Origin of the sequence: Halomonas ventosae, assembly GCF_004361885.1 — a bacterium.
Classification (GTDB): Bacteria; Pseudomonadota; Gammaproteobacteria; order Pseudomonadales; family Halomonadaceae; genus Halomonas; species Halomonas ventosae_C.
Window position 1 is genome coordinate 34,682 of sequence record NZ_SNWH01000008.1, and the last position, 16,592, is coordinate 51,273.

General features: G+C 66.0%; 14 protein-coding genes and 1 pseudogene. 10 read left to right on the plus strand and 5 right to left on the minus strand.

Features of this window, described 5'->3' with window-relative positions:
* The 3 genes from DFO68_RS08080 (at position 1) to aroQ (ending at position 4,070) form a co-directional block, all read left to right on the plus strand.
* Positions 1 to 651 carry a hypothetical protein gene (locus tag DFO68_RS08080; protein WP_133483156.1) on the plus strand — a complete coding sequence of 217 codons (651 nt, stop codon included), beginning with the start codon at positions 1 to 3 and terminating at the stop codon, positions 649 to 651.
* Positions 648 to 3,464: a BPTD_3080 family restriction endonuclease gene (locus DFO68_RS08085; protein WP_133483157.1), complete on the plus strand. Its 2,817-nt coding sequence runs from the start codon at positions 648 to 650 to the stop codon at positions 3,462 to 3,464. Before DFO68_RS08080 ends, DFO68_RS08085 begins: the two co-directional genes overlap by 4 nt.
* A 150-nt stretch (positions 3,465 to 3,614) precedes the next feature.
* Positions 3,615 to 4,070, plus strand: coding sequence for a type II 3-dehydroquinate dehydratase (gene aroQ, locus DFO68_RS08090; protein WP_133483158.1), 456 nt, complete (start codon positions 3,615 to 3,617; stop codon positions 4,068 to 4,070).
* A 10-nt stretch (positions 4,071 to 4,080) separates the two neighbouring features.
* On the opposite strand, the gene DFO68_RS08095 is transcribed toward aroQ, so the two are convergent.
* A complete protein-coding gene (locus tag DFO68_RS08095; RefSeq protein ID WP_133483159.1) occupies positions 4,081 to 5,031 on the minus strand; it encodes an AEC family transporter in 951 nt (316 codons plus the stop codon).
* Between the two features lie 27 nt (positions 5,032 to 5,058).
* On the minus strand, positions 5,059 to 5,838 hold the full coding sequence (locus DFO68_RS08100; RefSeq protein ID WP_133483231.1) for an IclR family transcriptional regulator domain-containing protein: 780 nt from the start codon (positions 5,836 to 5,838) through the stop codon (positions 5,059 to 5,061).
* Between the two features lie 172 nt (positions 5,839 to 6,010).
* On the opposite strand from DFO68_RS08100, the gene DFO68_RS08105 reads away from it, so the two are divergent.
* The 3 genes from DFO68_RS08105 to DFO68_RS08115 all read left to right on the plus strand — a co-directional run bounded on the left by DFO68_RS08105 (position 6,011) and on the right by DFO68_RS08115 (position 9,750).
* On the plus strand, positions 6,011 to 7,369 hold the full coding sequence (locus tag DFO68_RS08105) for a class-II fumarase/aspartase family protein (protein WP_133483160.1): 1,359 nt from the start codon (positions 6,011 to 6,013) through the stop codon (positions 7,367 to 7,369).
* Between the two features lie 269 nt (positions 7,370 to 7,638).
* Positions 7,639 to 8,469 (plus strand): 3-keto-5-aminohexanoate cleavage protein, encoded by an 831-nt coding sequence (locus tag DFO68_RS08110; RefSeq protein WP_133483161.1) that lies wholly within the window; start codon positions 7,639 to 7,641, stop codon positions 8,467 to 8,469.
* Between the two features lie 102 nt (positions 8,470 to 8,571).
* On the plus strand, positions 8,572 to 9,750 hold the full coding sequence (locus tag DFO68_RS08115; protein ID WP_133483162.1) for an alpha/beta fold hydrolase: 1,179 nt from the start codon (positions 8,572 to 8,574) through the stop codon (positions 9,748 to 9,750).
* A gap of 71 nt (positions 9,751 to 9,821) precedes the next feature.
* On the opposite strand, the gene DFO68_RS08120 is transcribed toward DFO68_RS08115, so the two are convergent.
* Positions 9,822 to 11,546 (minus strand): DUF262 domain-containing protein, encoded by a 1,725-nt coding sequence (locus DFO68_RS08120; protein ID WP_133483163.1) that lies wholly within the window; start codon positions 11,544 to 11,546, stop codon positions 9,822 to 9,824.
* Between the two features lie 113 nt (positions 11,547 to 11,659).
* On the opposite strand from DFO68_RS08120, the gene DFO68_RS08125 reads away from it, so the two are divergent.
* From DFO68_RS08125 to DFO68_RS08140, 4 genes and pseudogenes are all read left to right on the plus strand, one after another.
* Positions 11,660 to 12,235, plus strand: coding sequence for a plasmid pRiA4b ORF-3 family protein (locus DFO68_RS08125; protein ID WP_133483164.1), 576 nt, complete (start codon positions 11,660 to 11,662; stop codon positions 12,233 to 12,235).
* A gap of 175 nt (positions 12,236 to 12,410) precedes the next feature.
* A pseudogene (gene pcaQ, locus DFO68_RS08130) lies at positions 12,411 to 13,336 on the plus strand (pca operon transcription factor PcaQ).
* Positions 13,337 to 13,439: 103 nt separating this feature from the next.
* A complete protein-coding gene (gene pcaH, locus DFO68_RS08135; RefSeq protein ID WP_133483165.1) occupies positions 13,440 to 14,174 on the plus strand; it encodes a protocatechuate 3,4-dioxygenase subunit beta in 735 nt (244 codons plus the stop codon).
* Positions 14,175 to 14,213: 39 nt separating this feature from the next.
* Positions 14,214 to 14,906 carry a protocatechuate 3,4-dioxygenase subunit alpha gene (locus DFO68_RS08140; RefSeq protein WP_133483166.1) on the plus strand — a complete coding sequence of 231 codons (693 nt, stop codon included), beginning with the start codon at positions 14,214 to 14,216 and terminating at the stop codon, positions 14,904 to 14,906.
* 118 nt (positions 14,907 to 15,024) lie between these two features.
* Here DFO68_RS08140 and DFO68_RS08145 read toward each other — a convergent pair whose 3' ends face one another.
* On the minus strand, positions 15,025 to 15,834 hold the full coding sequence (locus DFO68_RS08145) for a DODA-type extradiol aromatic ring-opening family dioxygenase (protein ID WP_133483167.1): 810 nt from the start codon (positions 15,832 to 15,834) through the stop codon (positions 15,025 to 15,027).
* A 165-nt stretch (positions 15,835 to 15,999) separates the two neighbouring features.
* Positions 16,000 to 16,470: a MarR family winged helix-turn-helix transcriptional regulator gene (locus tag DFO68_RS08150; protein WP_133483168.1), complete on the minus strand. Its 471-nt coding sequence runs from the start codon at positions 16,468 to 16,470 to the stop codon at positions 16,000 to 16,002.
* Between the last annotated feature and the right edge of the window lie 122 nt (positions 16,471 to 16,592).

Below are 16,592 nucleotides of genomic sequence, written 5' to 3' on the forward strand. Positions count from 1 at the left end.
ATGACACAGCACACCAGCCTCTTCGAGGTGCTGGCCCTGCATCGGGTCGATATCACCCAGATGCTCAGCGGCCTGGTGGAGAAGGGCATGCTGGTGCCTCATGGACGCAACAGAGGAGCTTACTATACGCTGCCTCTGGTGGCGCCAACGATCCTGCAAGTGGAGGCCAGCTCCCCCCACGAGGACACTAGCTCCCCACACTCCGACACTAGCTCCCCACACTCCGACACTAGCTCCCCACACTCCGACACTAGCTCCCCACACTCCGACACTAGCTCCCTACACTCCGACACTAGCTCCCTACACTCCGACACTAGCTCCCTACACTATGCGGAGCCTGGCCACCCCTTGTGGGAGGAGCTGGCCCAGCAGCTTGGCGCCGACACCGCGGCAAGCCTGCTGGCAGAGACGGCCCATGTGCGCGGTCACCGCCCCTCGGGAGAGGAGATCCGTCGGATCCTCAAGGTGTTGTGCCAAGGTCGCTACCTGAGCCTGGCGCAGCTGGCCTATCTGATGGACCGCAACTCTGAAGGACTGCGCACCCGCTACCTGACGCCCATGGTGCGTGAGGGCCAACTGCAACTGCGCTACCCCAATGTCCCGAACCACCGGCAGCAGGGCTATCGCACGGTAGAAGGAACCACCGCATGACGGCCAACTCCCTGATCATCAATTCGCCCTACGATGCCCCCTCGGCCTACTGGGAGCGCGACGGCAAGCAGATGACCCTCCAGCAGGGCCGTCGCCCGGCGGCCTACGAGATCTTCGATACCCGCAACAACACCCAGCGCAGCGAGCCGCTGGAGCAGGTCAACAAGATTCGCCAGCGCGTCGATGAGTGGCGGGCGGATGGCTACCCCGGCGTTACCAGCGTCACCCGTCAGCTGCTGGAGCACTGGCACGCCCGGGGTGACTGGGACCCGGAGGCCTGTCGCTGGGAGGGCGGGCCGCGTCAGTACCCGTTCTACTTCTGCCAGCTCGAGGCCATCGAGACGCTGATCTGGTGGCTGGAAGCGCAGCAATCCTACCGCCAGGGCATCTTCCTCAGCGGGGATGGCGGCCCCTGGGGGCGCATCTGCAACAAGATGGCCACCGGCTCCGGCAAGACCTCGGTGATGTCGCTGATCATCACCTGGCAGACCCTCAACGCCATCCACTACCCCAAGGAGCGCCGCTTCTCCAAGGCGGTGCTGATCGTCACCCCCGGCCTCACGGTGAAAAGCCGCCTGCAGGTCTTGAAGCCAGGCCACCCCCAGAACGTCTATGACGAGTTCAACCTCTGTCCCAACGAGGCCATGCGCCAGCAGCTCAACCGGGTCGAGCTGGTCATCGAGAACTGGCACACCCTGATGCCGCTCAAGGAGCAGGCCCGCTCCGTGGTCAAGAAGGGCAAGGAGAGCGATGAGGCCTTCACCCGCCGGGTGCTGGGGTCGCTGGCCAGCGAGCGCGACCTTATCGTGATCAACGACGAAGCCCACCACGCCTACCGAAAGCCCGCCGAATCCAAGGTCAGCAAGAAGCAGGCCGAGGAACTGGGCATCGACCTGGAGGAGGCCACCCGCTGGATCGAGGGGCTGGACCGCATCCACAAGACCCGACGCATCCGCCGCTGCTTCGATCTCTCCGCCACGCCCTTCGCTCCTACCGGCAAGAGCAATACCGATGCCGGCCTGTTCGAGTGGGTCGTCTCCGATTTCGGCTTGAACGACGCCATCGAGGCCGGGCTGGTCAAGACGCCACGGGTGGTGGTTCGCGACGACGCCCTGGCTAACGCCAAGACCTACGCCAGCAAGCTCTATCACCTCTACCGCGAGGACGAGGTGAAGGAAGACCTCAACCGCCGAGCCGAGCCCACCGCCCCACTGCCGGACCTGGTGCAGAAGGCCTACGCCCTGCTGGCCTACGACTGGAATGAAACCGCCCAGCAGTGGCAGGAGGCCGGGCACAGCATTCCCCCGGTGATGCTCACCGTCTGCAACCGCACCGAGACCGCGGCGCGCATCGAGCACTTCTTCAACGGCGGCGACTGCCTGATCCAGGAGACCCAGGCCCCCGACGCCACCCTGCGGGTCGATTCCAGGGTGCTCGAAAAGGCCGAGCAGGGCGAAACCAGCAGCAAGGACAAGCAGTATGCCGCCCGGCTGGAGGCCCTCATCAAGGCCGCCGAGCTCCCCGCCGACAAGCAGGCCGACCTGCTGGCCATGAAGCAGGAGGAGCAGCTGCGTGCCCTGGTCGATACCGTCGGCAAGCGCGGCCAGCCGGGGCAGTATCTGCAGAACGTCATCTCGGTGGCCATGCTCTCCGAGGGCTGGGACGCCGCCAACGTCACCCACATCATGGGGCTGCGCGCCTTCACCAGTCAGCTACTGTGCGAGCAGGTGATCGGCCGCGGCCTGCGCCGCGTCTCCCACGACATGGACGCCGACCGCCAGTTTCTCCCTGAATACGTCAACGTCTTCGGCGTGCCGCTCTCGATCTTCCAGGACGCCAGCGAAGGCGGCGAGGCACCGCCGCCACCCAAGCCCAGCGTGCGCATCGAGGTGGAGCCCGGTCGCAATCACCTGGAAATCCGCTGGCCCAACGTCGATCGCATCGACAATGTGCTCAAGCCGGCGCTGGTGATCGACTGGCAGAGCGTGCCTACGCTGACCCTCGACCCGGCCCAGACCCCGCTCAACGCCGACATCGCCCCCTCGCTGACCGGCTCCCCCAACCTGGCCATGGTCACCGAGATCGACCTGGAGCGGGCGGTGGAGGCATTCCGGCTGCAGAATCTGATCTTCCGCGCGGCGCGCAAGCTCTACCTGCAGAACCAGGCTGGCTTCGGGGGCGACAAGCAGTACCTCGCGGTGCAGCTGATCCGCCTGGTCGAACAGTTCCTGGAAAGCGACAAGCTGGATATCCCCAGCCTCTGGCATCAGGACCCGTTGCGCCGCCGCCTGCTGTTTGCCCTCAACATGGATACCGTGGTGGGCCATGTGAATCGCCACGTCACCGAGCAGAACGTGGAGCGTCAGGAGCTGATCTTCGATGAGCACCAGCCCATCGGCGCCACGGCCTACATGCGGCCCTGGCTCACCACCAAGCCCTGCGCCCCGACGGAGCGCTCGCAGATCAGCCACGTGGTCTACGACAGCACCTGGGAGAAGATGGTCGCCGATATCTGTGAAGGCCATTCAGGCATTACCGCCTGGGCCAAGAACGACCACCTCGACTTCAAGGTGCGCTACCTGTGGCGCGGCTCATCGCGCAACTTCGTGCCCGACTATCTGATCCGCCTCGCCAACGGCAAGACGCTCGTGCTCGAGGTGAAGGGCCAGGACAGCCAGCAGAACGCCGAGAAGCGCACCGCCATGGAGACCTGGGTGAAGGCCGTCAACGCGCAGGGCGGCTTCGGCCAGTGGGCCTTCGATAGCGTGTTCGAGCCAGCGCAGACCCGCGACGTCATCGAAAGGCATCTGTGATGAAGAATGAGAAGCCTGCGGGCTGGTCTATGAACCCGCTTGAACAGCTCGATAACCACAGGGAGTTTGCCAAGCGCTACTCCCGACGACGGAGTAATCCCATGAAACTCGCCCTGATCAACAAGGCAGTCATGAACTGGAGAACGAGGCATGAGCCAAGGCAAGGTACTGGTACTTCACGGCCCCAATCTCAACCTGCTGGGCACCCGGCAGCCGGAGATATACGGCCTTGAGACCCTGGAGGACATCAACAACGCCCTCCACGAGCAGGCGGCGCTGGGGGGCTGGGAGATCACCTGTCGACAGAGCAATCACGAGGGCGAGCTGATCGACTTTATCCAGGCGGCCCGCCTGGATGGCACCGCGGCGATCATCATCAACCCGGCGGCCTACACTCACACCTCTGTTGCCATTCTGGATGCGCTCAACGCCTTCGACGGCAGGGTGATCGAGGTGCATCTCTCCAACGTGCACAAGCGCGAGAGCTTCCGCCACCACTCCTATGTCTCGCTGCGCGCCGACGGGGTGATCGCGGGCCTGGGAAGCCGCGGCTATGCCAGCGCCCTGGCGGCGGTGATGGCCGCCGGCGAGGGGTCAGGCTCCTGATCGCCGGCGCTCAGACCGGCAGCAGGCCGAACTGCGTCAGCAGCCAGATCACCAGGCTGATGGTGAGGAAGGAAGCCAGGGTGCTGACCATCAGTCCCGCGGCACTGGTGTCGCCCTGGCCGTATTGCTTGCCGAACAGCGGGTAGACGCTGATCATCGGGGCGCAGGCGAACAGCATGGCGCCGGCGATCAGCATCGGGTCCGGGTCGGGCAGCAGCAGGAAGGCGACCAGCACGAACAGCGGGTGCAGCAGCAGCTTTCCCAGCACCACCTGTCCGACATCCATGGCCATGCCCCGCACCTTGAGGCCATGCAGCATGCCGCCGATGGTGAACAGTGCCGCGGGGCCCGCCGCGTCGGCCAGCATGTCGACAGCCTTGGCCAACGGGCCTGGCAGCCTCAGCCCGCTCAGGGCGAGGAGCATGCCGATCAACAGCCCGATCAGTACCGGGTTGCGTGTCAGGCGGGCGAGGGTCTGGCGTGCCACCTGACCAATGCCGTTGCCGTTCTGGCGGCTGGCCTCGGCCAGTGTCAGCGCCATGGGGATGATGAACAGCGTCTCCACCACCATGTTCAGCGCCATGAAGATCGCCGCCGGTGGGCCGATCGCCATCAGCGCGACCGGGTAGCCGATGAAGCCGCTGTTGGAGGCCGACATGCCCAGGGCGTGAATGGCACTGGCATCCAGGCGCTTGCCGCGCAGCCCCATGGAGAGCGCCAGCCCCAGCAGGAAGGTCGCCAGCGACCCCAGCCCATAGGCCAGCAGATAGGTCGGGTTGAAGACCTCCGCCAGCGGGTGGTCGGTCAGGGCGCGGATGATCAGCGAGGGCAGGGCCAGGTACATGACGAAGGTGCCCACGCCCTGCATGTTGTCGCGACTCAGCAGGCCGGTGCGAGCCGCGGTGAAGCCGGCGCCGATCAGCAAGAAGATCGGCAGCGTGATTGCCAGTATCTCTAGCACTTCGCCGTCCTTGGGGTGGCAGGTGGATCAGCGGACGCTGGCGCGGATCTGTCGGGCCTTCTCCTGCAGCAGCGGCAGGTACTGGCGCATCAGGGTGTCGAAGTCGACCCGGGCGGCATTGGTACTGATGTTGATCGCGCCCAGCAGCCGGCCGCTGGCATCGAAGGCCGGCACGGCCACCGAGCGCAACCCGGAGTCGAGCTCCTGGTCGGCGATGGCGTAGCCCTGCTGGCGCACTTTCAGGATGCAGCGCTTGAGCTCGGCCTTGTCGGTGATGGTCTTGTCGGTATGCGGCTCGAGGAGCACCCGCGCCAGGAAGGCGTCGAGTTGGGCATCCGGCAGCTGGGCCAGCAGCACCCGCCCCATGGAGGTGTGGGCCGCGGGCAGGCGCGTGCCCACCGAGAGGGTGATGGCCATCAGCCGGTGGCGCGCCGAGGAGCGCGCCACATAGGTGACGTCGTCGCCGTCCAGCACGCCCAGCGACGAGGACTCGCCACACTCGGCAGTGATCTCCTCGAGAATCTGCTGGATCACGCTGCGGTAGTTGTTGGCGGAGAGAAACGCATAGCCGAGGTTCAGCACCTTGGGGGCCAGCTCGAAGTGGCGCTGCTGCTTGCGGACATAGCCCAGCGCATGCAGGGTCAGCAGGAAGCGTCGCGCCCGGGCACGGTTCATGCCGGTGCGCGCCGCCACCTCGCTGAGCGTCATTCGCGGGTGGGCCTCGTCGAAGGCCAGGATGACCTCGAGGCCACTGGCCAGTGCGGTGACGAAGTCACGATCGTCGGGGCTCAGGGCCTCGTCCTGCATTGCCGTTTCCATCCGTCGTGATCCTTGCTCGTGTTGCCGGAGAAGCTGTTTAGTTATCGAACTCCCGTCTAATCTAGCATATTTGTTCGAAATGCGAACATATGTGCGACCATAGGGGAAGCCCCCTGGCCGATGCCCACGCCACCATTCACGTACTCCCGGAGAGACCGTCATGCCTGCCGCTTTCATCCAGCATCCCTTCATGAGCCAATCGGCGCTGGCCGAGTGCACTGCCCGGGCCATGGTCGACGCCATGCTGACCTTCGAGCTGGCCCTGGCCGAGGTGCAGGAGGCCCATGGGGCGGTCCCCGAAGGCGCCAGCCTGACCATGCGCCAGACCCTCGAAGCGCATGACTTCGACCTGGAGGCCATCGCCGCCGGCGTCGCCAGCGGCGGCAATGCGGCCATCCCCTTCGTCAAGCAGGGGCGCGCGGCCTTGCCGGCGACGCTCAAGCGCTACTGGCACCAGGGCGCGACCAGCCAGGATGTGGTCGACAGCGCCCTGATGCTGCTGCTGAAACCTCGGCTGGCCGCCCTCGATGCCCTGCTGGTGCGCTGTCGCAGCGCGGCCATCAGTCTGATGCAGGCCCATGACCAGACCGTGATGGTGGGCCGCACCCTGATGCAGCAGGCGCTGCCGATCACCTTCGGCGTCAAGGTGGCCCACTGGGCCATCGGCCTGGAGCAGGCGCGCCGACGCCTGGCCGGGTTCCAGCTGCCGGTGCAGTTCGGCGGTGCCGTGGGGGTGCACTCTGGTCTGGAAGGGCCGGGCCAGGACAACCTGGGCCTCGCCTTCATGGATGCCCTGGCCGAGCGGCTGGGCCTCGCCACAGCCGTGCTGCCCTGGCACACCGATCGCCAGCCGATCCATGCCCTGGCCACGGGGCTGGATGCCGCCGCCGGTGCCGCCGAGAAGCTGGCCCTGGACGTGTCGCTGCTGACCCAGACGGAGCTCGGCGAGGTGGCCGAGCCGGCGGCTCCCGGCATGGGCGAGTCCTCCTCGATGCCCCACAAGCGCAACCCGGTGCGCTGCGCGCTGATCCGCGGGGCGGCTCGCCAGGTGCATGGCCATGCCACGGTGATCCTCAACGCCGCGGCCCAGCCCCTGGAGCGGGGCCTGGGGGAGTGGCACGCCGAGTGGGCGCCGCTGCTCGATAGTGCCCTGCTGCTGGAGGGCGCGCTGGAACAGGCCGCAGTGCTGCTCGATGGCCTGGTGGTCCACCCCGAGGCGATGCGGCGCAACCTGGCGGCGACGGGCGGCGGCATCATGGCCGAGCCGGTCTCGCGCCTGCTGGCCCCGCTCGTGGGCCAGGACGCCGCCAGGCGGATCAGCGCCGAGGCCGCCGAGGCGGCGCGCCTGGCGGGGCGCCCCTATGCTGAGATGCTGCATGAGCAGCTGCTCGCGGGGCACAAAGAGCTGGCGGGTCGTGTCGAGCGTGCCGAGCTCGAGCGGGCCAGTGATCCAGCCTTATACCTTGGCAGTAGTCGTGCCCAGGTGCGGCGTGCCATCGCCTGGCTGGAGGGCGAGTAAGCGATTGAAAGTTCGATATTGACGCGGAGTGATGGTGAAGGGAGGTCTGGTCTGCCCTCTTGCGTGTGGGCTTGGCGGAATTTGACGGCCGATCGCGATGGCGCTAGTTTTGTTCGTAACACAAACCTATGTACACATAGCGAACTCATGAGTGCCAGGTCGGCCGGCTTCTCGTCGCTGTCATAGCGGTCATACCCGGCACTCACGCATCCTCCTCGAGGCTCCTGTATATCTTGCCTACGAGCCCTCCTTCATGACGTGAGGTTCCCATGTCGAATCCCTGTATTATCTGCGTTGCCATCACCGGCAGCCTGCCACGCAAGGAGAACAACCCGGCGGTACCGATTACCGTCGAGGAGCAGATCGAGAGCACCCAGGCGGCCTTCGAGGCCGGGGCAAGCATTGCGCACTGCCATGTCCGCAACGAGGATCAGACTCCGACCTCGGATCCTGAGAAGTTTGCCCGCCTGCTCGAAGGGTTGCGCAAGCACTGCCCGGGCATGATCGTCCAGTTCTCCACCGGCGGCCGCTCCGGCGCCGAGCGTGAGCGCGGCGGCATGCTACCGCTGAAGCCCGACATGGCCAGCCTGTCGGTGGGCTCCAACAACTTCCCTACACGCGTCTACGAGAATTCCCCCGAGCTGGTGGACTGGCTCGCCTCCGAGATGTTGACCTACGGCATCAAGCCCGAGATCGAGGCCTTCGACCTCTCGCATATCCATCAGGCGGTCAACCTGATGAAGCAGGGCAAGATCCAGGCGCCGCTGTACGTTCAGTTCGTGATGGGCGTGAAGAATGCCATGCCGGCCGACAAGCCGACCTTCGATTTCTATATCGAGACCCTCGAACGCCTGGCGCCGGGTTCCCAGTGGTGCGGGGCCGGTGTCGGCGCCAACCAGCTGGTGCTCAACGAGTGGTCGATCGCCGCCGGAGGCCACACGCGCACCGGCCTCGAGGACAACGTGCGTTGGGACAAGCACAGCCTGGCCCCCTCCAATGCCGCCCTGGTCGAGCGGGTGGCGGCGCTTTGCGAGAAGCACGAGCGCCCGGTGGCCACCTGGCAACAGGCGCGCGAGATCCTGGGACTCGAAGCGGTTTAACGACTCGCCATCGGTTCCTTTCGGGGCCACCGAAGGGCGATATGGTCCGCCGTCGAGGGGGACAGCCTTGAATGTTGACGTTAGGCGTCAGGAGAGACTTACATGGCATTTTTGACCATCAATGGCCGCAGTGTGGCCTATCGCCTGCTCGGCGCCGAGGCCAATCCGCTGGTGATGCTGGCTCATCCGCTGGGCATGAGCCAGGCGGTGTGGGACGGCGTCCTGCCGGCGCTGCTGCCGCGCTACCGCGTGCTGACCTGGGACCTGCCTGGCCATGGCGCTAGCCAGGCCTGGGGCGAGGGAGCGATCACCCCGGCCGACCTGGCCAGCGAGGCGCTGGCGCTGGCCGACCACGCCGGTGCCGGCCGCTTCCACTTCGCCGGCACCTCCATCGGCGGGGTGGTGGGCCAGCAGCTGATCAGCCAGCACGGCGAGCGGCTGCTCTCCGCCACCCTGACCAACACCGGGGCGGTGATCGGCACCCCCGAGCTGTGGAACACCCGTGCCGGCCGCGTGCGTCAGGAGGGCCTGGCGGCGATGTCCGAGGAGATCGTGCCGCGCTGGTTCGCCCCCGCCCGCTTCGAGGCCGAGCCGGCCCTCAAGGCGGGCTGGTGCACCCAGATGGGCCGCGGTGATGACGAATCCTACGCGCTGCTGTGCGAAATGCTGGCTCGCGATACCTTCGACGGCAAGCTTGCCGGCAAGCAGGTGAAGGTGCAGCTGTTCGGCGGCAGCGAGGACCTGGCGACCCCGCCGGCGACCCTCGAGGCCCTGGCGGACGAGCTCGACGGTGCCCCGCTCGAGATCCTCGAGGGCGTCGGCCACATGCCCTCCGTGGAGGTGCCGGAACTGTTCGCCGAGAAGCTGCTGGCGGTGATGGCGGTGGACCTGGGTGACGTGGGTGCCGAGGGCGTGAACTACGCCACCGGCCTCGCGACCCGCAAGCAGGTGCTGGGCGAGGAGCACGTGGCGCGCTCCACCGAGAATGCCACCAGCCTGGATGCCCCCTTCCAGCAGATGATCACCCGCCTGGCCTGGGGCGAGCTGTGGAGCAACGACGACCTGACCCGTCGCGAGCGCAGCATGATCACCACCGGCATCCTCGCCGCCCTGGGTCGCGAGGAGCTGACCCTGCACCTCAAGACCGCCAAGCGCATCGGCCTGACCGAGGCGGAGCTGCGCCAGGTGCTGATGCACGTGGCCATCTATGGCGGCGTGCCGGCGGCCAACCACGCCTTCTCGCTGGCCAAGCAGCTGGGCTGGGGCAGCAGCGAAGCCTGACGGGTCTTGCTTGTCGAGAAGCCTCCGTCCCCCATGGGCCTCCGGCGTGGAGACGCAAGCCTGAAGCCAGGTTAATAATCGACAAAGTCGACCCGCCATATCCCGGCGGCGATGTCGGCCAGCCGCTTCTGGCGGGCCTCGATACGGCTCTCGTCCCAGTGGTCATTCTGTTCGGCAATGGACCGTGTGATCTGGAAGTCGCTGGCGAGAAAGGCACGGCGTTTCTCATCGAAGTCGGCATGGCCGATATCCCGATTCACCCGGCTTTCCAGAGGCGTCATGTTGCCCAGACGGTAGATCAGCCCTTCCAGCTTCCCGTCTGGGATATGCGCCCAGGTCTCTGGCGGATGTTCAGGCAGTACATGCTCCAAGCTATAGGCGGGGCTCTCGAAGTCCAGGGACTGACCGCTACGCTGGCGCTCGATCTCGAACAGCATGTAGCGCACCACCTTGCGGTTGCGACTGCTGGTGGTGCGCAGTGCCTTCTCGGTGAAGGCAGCCTTGAACCGGCGATCATCGGGATAGACGCCACGCAACGCTGCCAGTACCTGCCGGAGGTTGCCGATCTCGCCTTCCGCCAGTTTCCAGGCCACCTCGTTGTAGGTTCGCTCCTGCTCATGGGTCGGCAGGCTGCAGATCACGTTGTAGCGCAATGCGATCACGGCGATTGCGCGCAGGATACGGATGAACACTTCCCGTTCCTGCTCGAAGAAACGCCGGTGGCAGGCCAGCAGCATGGCAAGCGGCTGGCGCACATCGAACATCTGCAGCTGTTCCAGGGCGCGCTGCTCCGGCTCGTTCCAGCCCGGGTCCTGGGGATCCCGCAGAGCCGCATAGAGTCCCGCATGGTGATCGAGTTCGCGGATCAGGCCAAAGGCACCTTCCCGGTCGCTGACGCGGCGGCGTATGGTCTTGAACAGCTCGGCCTTGCGCACCAGCCGATGCCGGCTGTTCCAGTAGACGCGCAGGAATTCGGGGAAGCTCTCGCTGCCAAGAAGACCCACGATGCGTTCCCAGCGGTCCTCCAGGGCCTTCAACTCAGTCTCATGGGTCGAGGCGGAGCTGACCAGCGAGAACAGGTAGTTCTTCAACAGGTCGGTGGAGGAGAGCCGAACGCCGCGGGCGTTGAGCGTCTCGAACACCTTGAAGGCGTTGAGCTCGTCGGTGACCGTGATCACCGTGAAGAACAGCTTGTCGACCAGGCTGTCGATGAAGGCGGCCAACCGCTGGCCGCCGCCGTCTTCGCTGCCGATGTGCTCCTTGAGGTGTTCCCGGAACCAGCCATATGCTTTGCGCAGCTGGTGTTCCGAGGCATGCAGGCCGCGTTGGGGCAGGCGCTCCAAGGGAACAAGGTAAGTCTGGTAGAAGCGGTCATTGTGGCGGTTTAAGGTCAGCTTGGATTGTGGAATCAGCGAAACCGGATCCATGTAGCCGATGTAGCTGTTGCGCAATTGCTCCTGGCGACGGCGATTGTCATCGGCATCCTGTCCTGCCTCGACCAGCATCTGCAGGAGCCCCAGCCCCGCTAGGATCATCACGCTCAGGGTGGTGATGCGCTGCTGACCGTCGATGATGTCGAAGTGCTTGCTATCGGCGGATTGGAGCACCAGGTAGCCCATGTAGTGGGCCGGCTCGCCGTCCTCCTCGAACAGACCCAGCACATCTTGCCAGAGGTCATCCCACTCATCCTCTCCCCAGGAGTAGTCGCGCTGGAAGGGCGGTACCCGGTAGGTGAGGCCATTGCCCAGCAGCTGGCGCAGGGTCTGGTTGGCGGTATTGAAATTCATTGTCGCCATGGCGTACCGTCGCTGATCATTGGGCTTAACTTATCACGTCTACCTGCCGCTACAGTGTCTGTAGAGCCAGTCAGCATCCACCATACAACACGGCAACCACGGCTACTCTCACCATGCCAGATATCCGCCTGCGTATTGAACTGCTCGACACTGATCCCCTGGTCTGGCGCCGCGTGCTGGTGCCGGAGCAGATCAACCTGCACCGTCTGCACGAGGTCATCCAGGCCGCCATGGGCTGGGAGAATTGTCACCTCTTCGAATTCGAGTGCAATGGCCGCTACTACGGCGAGCCGGACGACTGGAGCGACCGGCCCATCGCACTGGCGCGCAACGCCAAGCTCAAGACCATCGCCGTGCGGCTGAAGGACAACATCTTCCACTACCTCTACGACTTCGGCGACGACTGGATACATCGCATCGTGGTGGAAGCAACCGACCTCGCCGAGACCAACCCCTGCCCGCGGCTGATCGACGGCGCCATGGCCTGCCCGCCGGAGGATATCGGCGGCATCGCTGGGTTCGAGGCGCTCAAGGAGGCCGCCGCCGGCCGCGGCGATGAGCACGGTAAGATGCTGCTGGACGCCGAGGACGGCCACTTCGATCCGGAAACGCTGGACGAGGCGGAGATCAATTTCATGCTGGCGCCGATCCAGGCCGGCTTTCGACGGGGCGGGCGCTGCCACGGCTGATGGGCGGCATGCCCTTCTTCGGCTATCTTCTGGTCTTCGTCATCACCGTGGTGGGGGCGGGCTCTATGACCTCCCGGGGGTCGTGGCGCTGGCCTTCCTGCCGACCCTGGCGATCAGCCTGGCGGACATGGCCTGCACCCGCCGACTGCTCGCATCCCGCCAACCGGAGGCCTGAATGCTCAATGCCCGCATCAAGCTGCGCCACCTCCAGGCCTTCCTGGAGGTGGCCCGACAGCGCAGCTTCGCGCGTGCCGCCGAGCGCCTGGCGATCACCCAGCCGGGCATGTCCAAGACCATCAAGGAGCTCGAGGAGATCCTCGGCACCGCGCTCTTCGAGCGCACCTCCCGCGGGGTGGCGCTGACCCAGGCCGGCCTGACCCTGCTGCGCCACGCCGGCCCGGCGATCCGCGCCCTGGAGGAGGGCGTCAGCGCGTTGGGCGAGGCGCATGCCGCGGTGCGCTGGCTCAGGGTGGGGGCGCTCTCCACGGTGGAGAGCCGCCTGTTGCCCGAGGCGATCCGGCGCTGGCAGCAGGCCGAGGCCGATGAGGCCGGTGTCAACGTGGTGACCGGGCCCAGTGCCTTCCTGCTCTCCCGGCTGCGACGCGGCGAGCTGGACCTGGTGGTAGGGCGCATGACCGAGGCTCGCGAGATCCGCGACCTGGCCTTCGAGCACCTCTACTACGAGCGCCTCGTTCTGGTGGTGAGATCAGGGCACCCGCTGGCCGGGGTCGAACCCCTCGAGCCCCCCGGCTGGGGGACTTCCCCTGGGTGCTGCCACCGCCCCGGACCACACTGCGCCAGCAGGTCGACAGCTTCTGCGTGCGTCACTCGCTGCGCCTGCCGGGGCGTCAGCTGGAGACCCTGTCGCTGCCGTTGAGCCACCGCTACACCCTGGAGAGCGACGCCGTCTGGGTGGCGCCGGAAGAGGCGGTGCGCGATGCCCTGGACGAGAGCCGGCTGGTCGAGCTAGTCCTACCGCTGGAGCAGCAGGGCGGCTCGGTGGGGCTCTGCACCAACGCCAGCCTGGCGCCGTCGCTGGCCCTGGAGGGGTTCTGCGAGACGCTCAGGGAGGTGGCGGCAAACCTGGTGGGCGGCAGGTAAGGCATAACCCAGAGGTTATGCAAGGCGGTGGAGACGTCAATTGGCAGGCCTGCGGCTGGACGCCACACTGGCCGAGATCCATCACCCTTGGAGACGAATCTAAATGCAGGACGACAGCAAGCGCTTCGTGGAGCGCGACCGCAACTGGCATCCGCCGGCCTATGCGCCCGGCTACAAGACCTCCGTGGCCCGCTCCCCGCGCCAGGCACTGGTCAGCATGCAGCATGCCACCGCCTCAGAGCTCACCGGCCCGGATTTCCGTGGCCTGCGCATGGGCCCCCACGACAACGACCTGCTGCTCAACTTTCGCCAGGATCCGAGCCAGGGCCAGGGCCTGCCGGTGGGGGAGCGCATCATCATGTTCGGTCGCGTGGTCGACCAGTTCGGCAAGCCGGTGCCGCATACCCTGGTGGAGATGTGGCAGGCCAACGCCGGCGGCCGCTATCGTCACCGCAACGACAACTACCTGGCGCCGCTGGACCCCAACTTCGGTGGCGTGGGGCGCTGCCTGACCGACGAGGCGGGCTGGTACCGCTTCCGTACCATCAAGCCGGGCCCCTATCCCTGGCCCAACGACGTCAACAGCTGGCGCCCCTCCCACATCCACGTCTCGGTGATGGGCCCGGCGATCTCCACCCGCCTGATCACCCAGATGTACTTCGAGGGCGACCCGCTGATCCCGCTGTGTCCGATCGTCAACACCCTCAAGGATCCCGAGGCCGTCGAGACCATGATCGGTCGCCTGGACATGGCCCGCAGCCGGCCCATGGACTGCCTGGCCTACCGCTTCGACCTGGTGGTGCGCGGCGAGCTGCAGACCTATTTCGAAAACCAGTAACCGGTTCGAGAACCAGTGACAGGACGGGGTAACCAGACCATGAAACAGCCCAATTCCCAGCCCGCCAGCGAGCTGATGCTGCGCGAGACCGCCTCCCAGACCGCCGGGCCCTACGTCCACATCGGCCTGGCCCTGGCCGCGGCCGGCATCCCGACACGTGACGAGGAGATCTGGAACGAGATGGCCAGACCCGAAGCCGAGGGCGAGCACATCGAGATCGTCGGTACCGTGATCGACGGCAACGGCGACCTGGTGCGCGACGCCTTCCTCGAGGCCTGGCAGGCGGACAGCAAGGGCGTCTACCAGCGCGAGTACGACCTCGCGAAGCCGTTCAACAGCTTCGGGCGCACCGCCACCACCTTCGAGCATGGCAGCGAGTGGACCCTCAGGACCGTCAAGCCCGGTCGCGTGCGGGTGGATGGCATCGACGAGGAACACGGTGCCATCGACGACAAGGAGAACGACCTGGCGAGTGCCCGCAGCGCCCTGCTGATGGCCCCGCATATCAACCTGACCCTCTTCGCCCGCGGCATCAATATCCACCTGCAGACCCGCCTCTACTTCGAGGATGAGCCCGAGGCGAATGCCGAGTGCCCGGTGCTCTCGCGCATCGAGTCACCGGCCCGCCGCCAGACCCTGATCGCCAGGCGCGAGGAGGCCGACGGCAAGGTGCGCTATCGCTTCGACATTCGCCTGCAGGGCGAGGGCGAAACGGTATTCTTTGATATCTAGACGCGTTGACGCCTGATCGGGCGCGCGCCCCACACGAGGCCCCGCCATCCCGATGAGGAGGACGGGGCCTTCTCCTTCTGCGCGCATCATGGATGATCATCTTCTGCTTGTGCCTTTCTCAGTGGGTCACTCGCCAGTAGAACATTCCCGCTTGCTTGCCGAGGATGGTGGCCGATATATGGCACTCACTGGGCTTGGCCGCCAGGCCGTAGCAGACGTGCAGCGGCAACAGATGCTCTTCCCGGGGATGGCAGAAACGGGCATGGGGCGCGCGCTCCCAATGGCGCAGCCGCTCGGTTCGCTCGGTTTCCTCGATTCGTGTATCGCGACAGGTCGCCTCGAGCCATTCTTCGAAGGCCTGGTTACGCACTTGCGTGTCCGGGGTGCTGGGTGCGAAGAACGCCTGCATGTTGTGGAACGAGAATCCAGAGCCGATCACCAGCAGGTTGTCGACCTCCAGCGCCTGCAAGGCACGGCCCATCGCCAGGTGCGTCTCGGCGTCCAGGCTGTCGACCAGGGAGAGCTGCACGCAGGGAATGTCCGCCTCCGGATACATCAGCTTGAGGGGGACGAACAGCCCGTGGTCGAAGCCGCGCCGGTCATCGAGCCGCGCCGACATCCCGGCCTGCTCCAGCGCCTGGTGGATCTGCTGTGCCAGCGCCGGCGCACCGGGGCAGGGATAGGTGATTTCGTAGGACTCGGGCGGAAAACCCGAGTAGTCATGGATCAGGGTCGGATTGGCCCCCGAAGTGATTGTCGGGACCGGCGCTTCCCAGTGGGCGCTGATGACCAGGATGGCGGACGGCCTGCGCAACTGACCGGCGATCACTTGGAGACGCTCTACCATCTCGCGGTGGCCCGGATCCCCCAATAGCGGCATCGGACCGCCGCCATGGGAGATGAAGAGAACATCGGTGGGGGTGGTCATGGTTGTCGCTCCCTGGTTCACGTCTGAACTCGCTGAAACCCTGACGGCAAAACGATGCGCATGCACTGCCGGTTGCGCTTGTTATCGATGATTCCGTTCATGCTGCCCCTGGGGCTGCTGGCCGGCAAGGCATGGTGCGTCGTCGTCGCCTAGGTGGCAGCTCCTTTACCCCGCCTGGCGTATCGGCACTCGGCTGAGGTGGTTGTTCTCGTCGGCAATGCGTGTCAGCAGTCGGCACAGGGCCTCCCGCTCGCTCTCGCTCAAGGGCGCGAGGATCTCCTCTTGTACCTCGTCCACGGCCGGCTCGGCGGCGTGGCGTAGCCGTTCGCCCTCCGCGGTCAGGGTCACCAGCATGGAGCGGCGATCCTCCGGGTTGCGGCGTCGGGTCACCAGGCCACGCTCCTCCAGCTTGCGCACCACCACGGCCACGGTATTGCGATCCAGTGCCGTATGGCCGCCCAGGGTGATCTGGTCGACCGGCCCCTTCTCCTCGAGCGCGCAGAGCAGGATGTACTGCAGTTGGGTCAGGTGGTAGGCCTCGCACTTGCGCAGGAAGATGGCGACGCTGATCTGGTGGCAGCGCCGCAGCAGGTTGCCGGGCAGGGCGCTGGCCTGGGAGAGGGGGGCTCCGGTCATGTTCTCGCTCGTCTCGCAGGGGGGAAGGAAACCGGCGCGGTCGCGTTCGTGGCGCCGGCCGCCTCGGGCATGCCACCTTAGCAGAGGGTGCCCTGCTGGGCATCTGGCACCGGTGGCTCCTC

Excerpts from the sequence above, each read along its gene's own strand:
- DFO68_RS08120 (WP_133483163.1), bottom strand. The coding sequence starts at position 11,546 with ATGGCGACAATGAATTTCAATACCGCCAACCAGACCCTGCGCCAGCTG.
- DFO68_RS08125 (WP_133483164.1), top strand. The coding sequence starts at position 11,660 with ATGCCAGATATCCGCCTGCGTATTGAACTGCTCGACACTGATCCCCTG.
- DFO68_RS08110 (WP_133483161.1), top strand. The coding sequence starts at position 7,639 with ATGTCGAATCCCTGTATTATCTGCGTTGCCATCACCGGCAGCCTGCCA.
- DFO68_RS08085 (WP_133483157.1), top strand. The coding sequence starts at position 648 with ATGACGGCCAACTCCCTGATCATCAATTCGCCCTACGATGCCCCCTCG.
- aroQ (WP_133483158.1), top strand. The coding sequence starts at position 3,615 with ATGAGCCAAGGCAAGGTACTGGTACTTCACGGCCCCAATCTCAACCTG.
- DFO68_RS08080 (WP_133483156.1), top strand. The coding sequence starts at position 1 with ATGACACAGCACACCAGCCTCTTCGAGGTGCTGGCCCTGCATCGGGTC.
- DFO68_RS08105 (WP_133483160.1), top strand. The coding sequence starts at position 6,011 with ATGCCTGCCGCTTTCATCCAGCATCCCTTCATGAGCCAATCGGCGCTG.
- DFO68_RS08145 (WP_133483167.1), bottom strand. The coding sequence starts at position 15,834 with ATGACCACCCCCACCGATGTTCTCTTCATCTCCCATGGCGGCGGTCCG.
- DFO68_RS08115 (WP_133483162.1), top strand. The coding sequence starts at position 8,572 with ATGGCATTTTTGACCATCAATGGCCGCAGTGTGGCCTATCGCCTGCTC.
- DFO68_RS08100 (WP_133483231.1), bottom strand. The coding sequence starts at position 5,838 with ATGCAGGACGAGGCCCTGAGCCCCGACGATCGTGACTTCGTCACCGCA.
- DFO68_RS08150 (WP_133483168.1), bottom strand. The coding sequence starts at position 16,470 with ATGACCGGAGCCCCCCTCTCCCAGGCCAGCGCCCTGCCCGGCAACCTG.
- DFO68_RS08140 (WP_133483166.1), top strand. The coding sequence starts at position 14,214 with ATGAAACAGCCCAATTCCCAGCCCGCCAGCGAGCTGATGCTGCGCGAG.
- pcaH (WP_133483165.1), top strand. The coding sequence starts at position 13,440 with ATGCAGGACGACAGCAAGCGCTTCGTGGAGCGCGACCGCAACTGGCAT.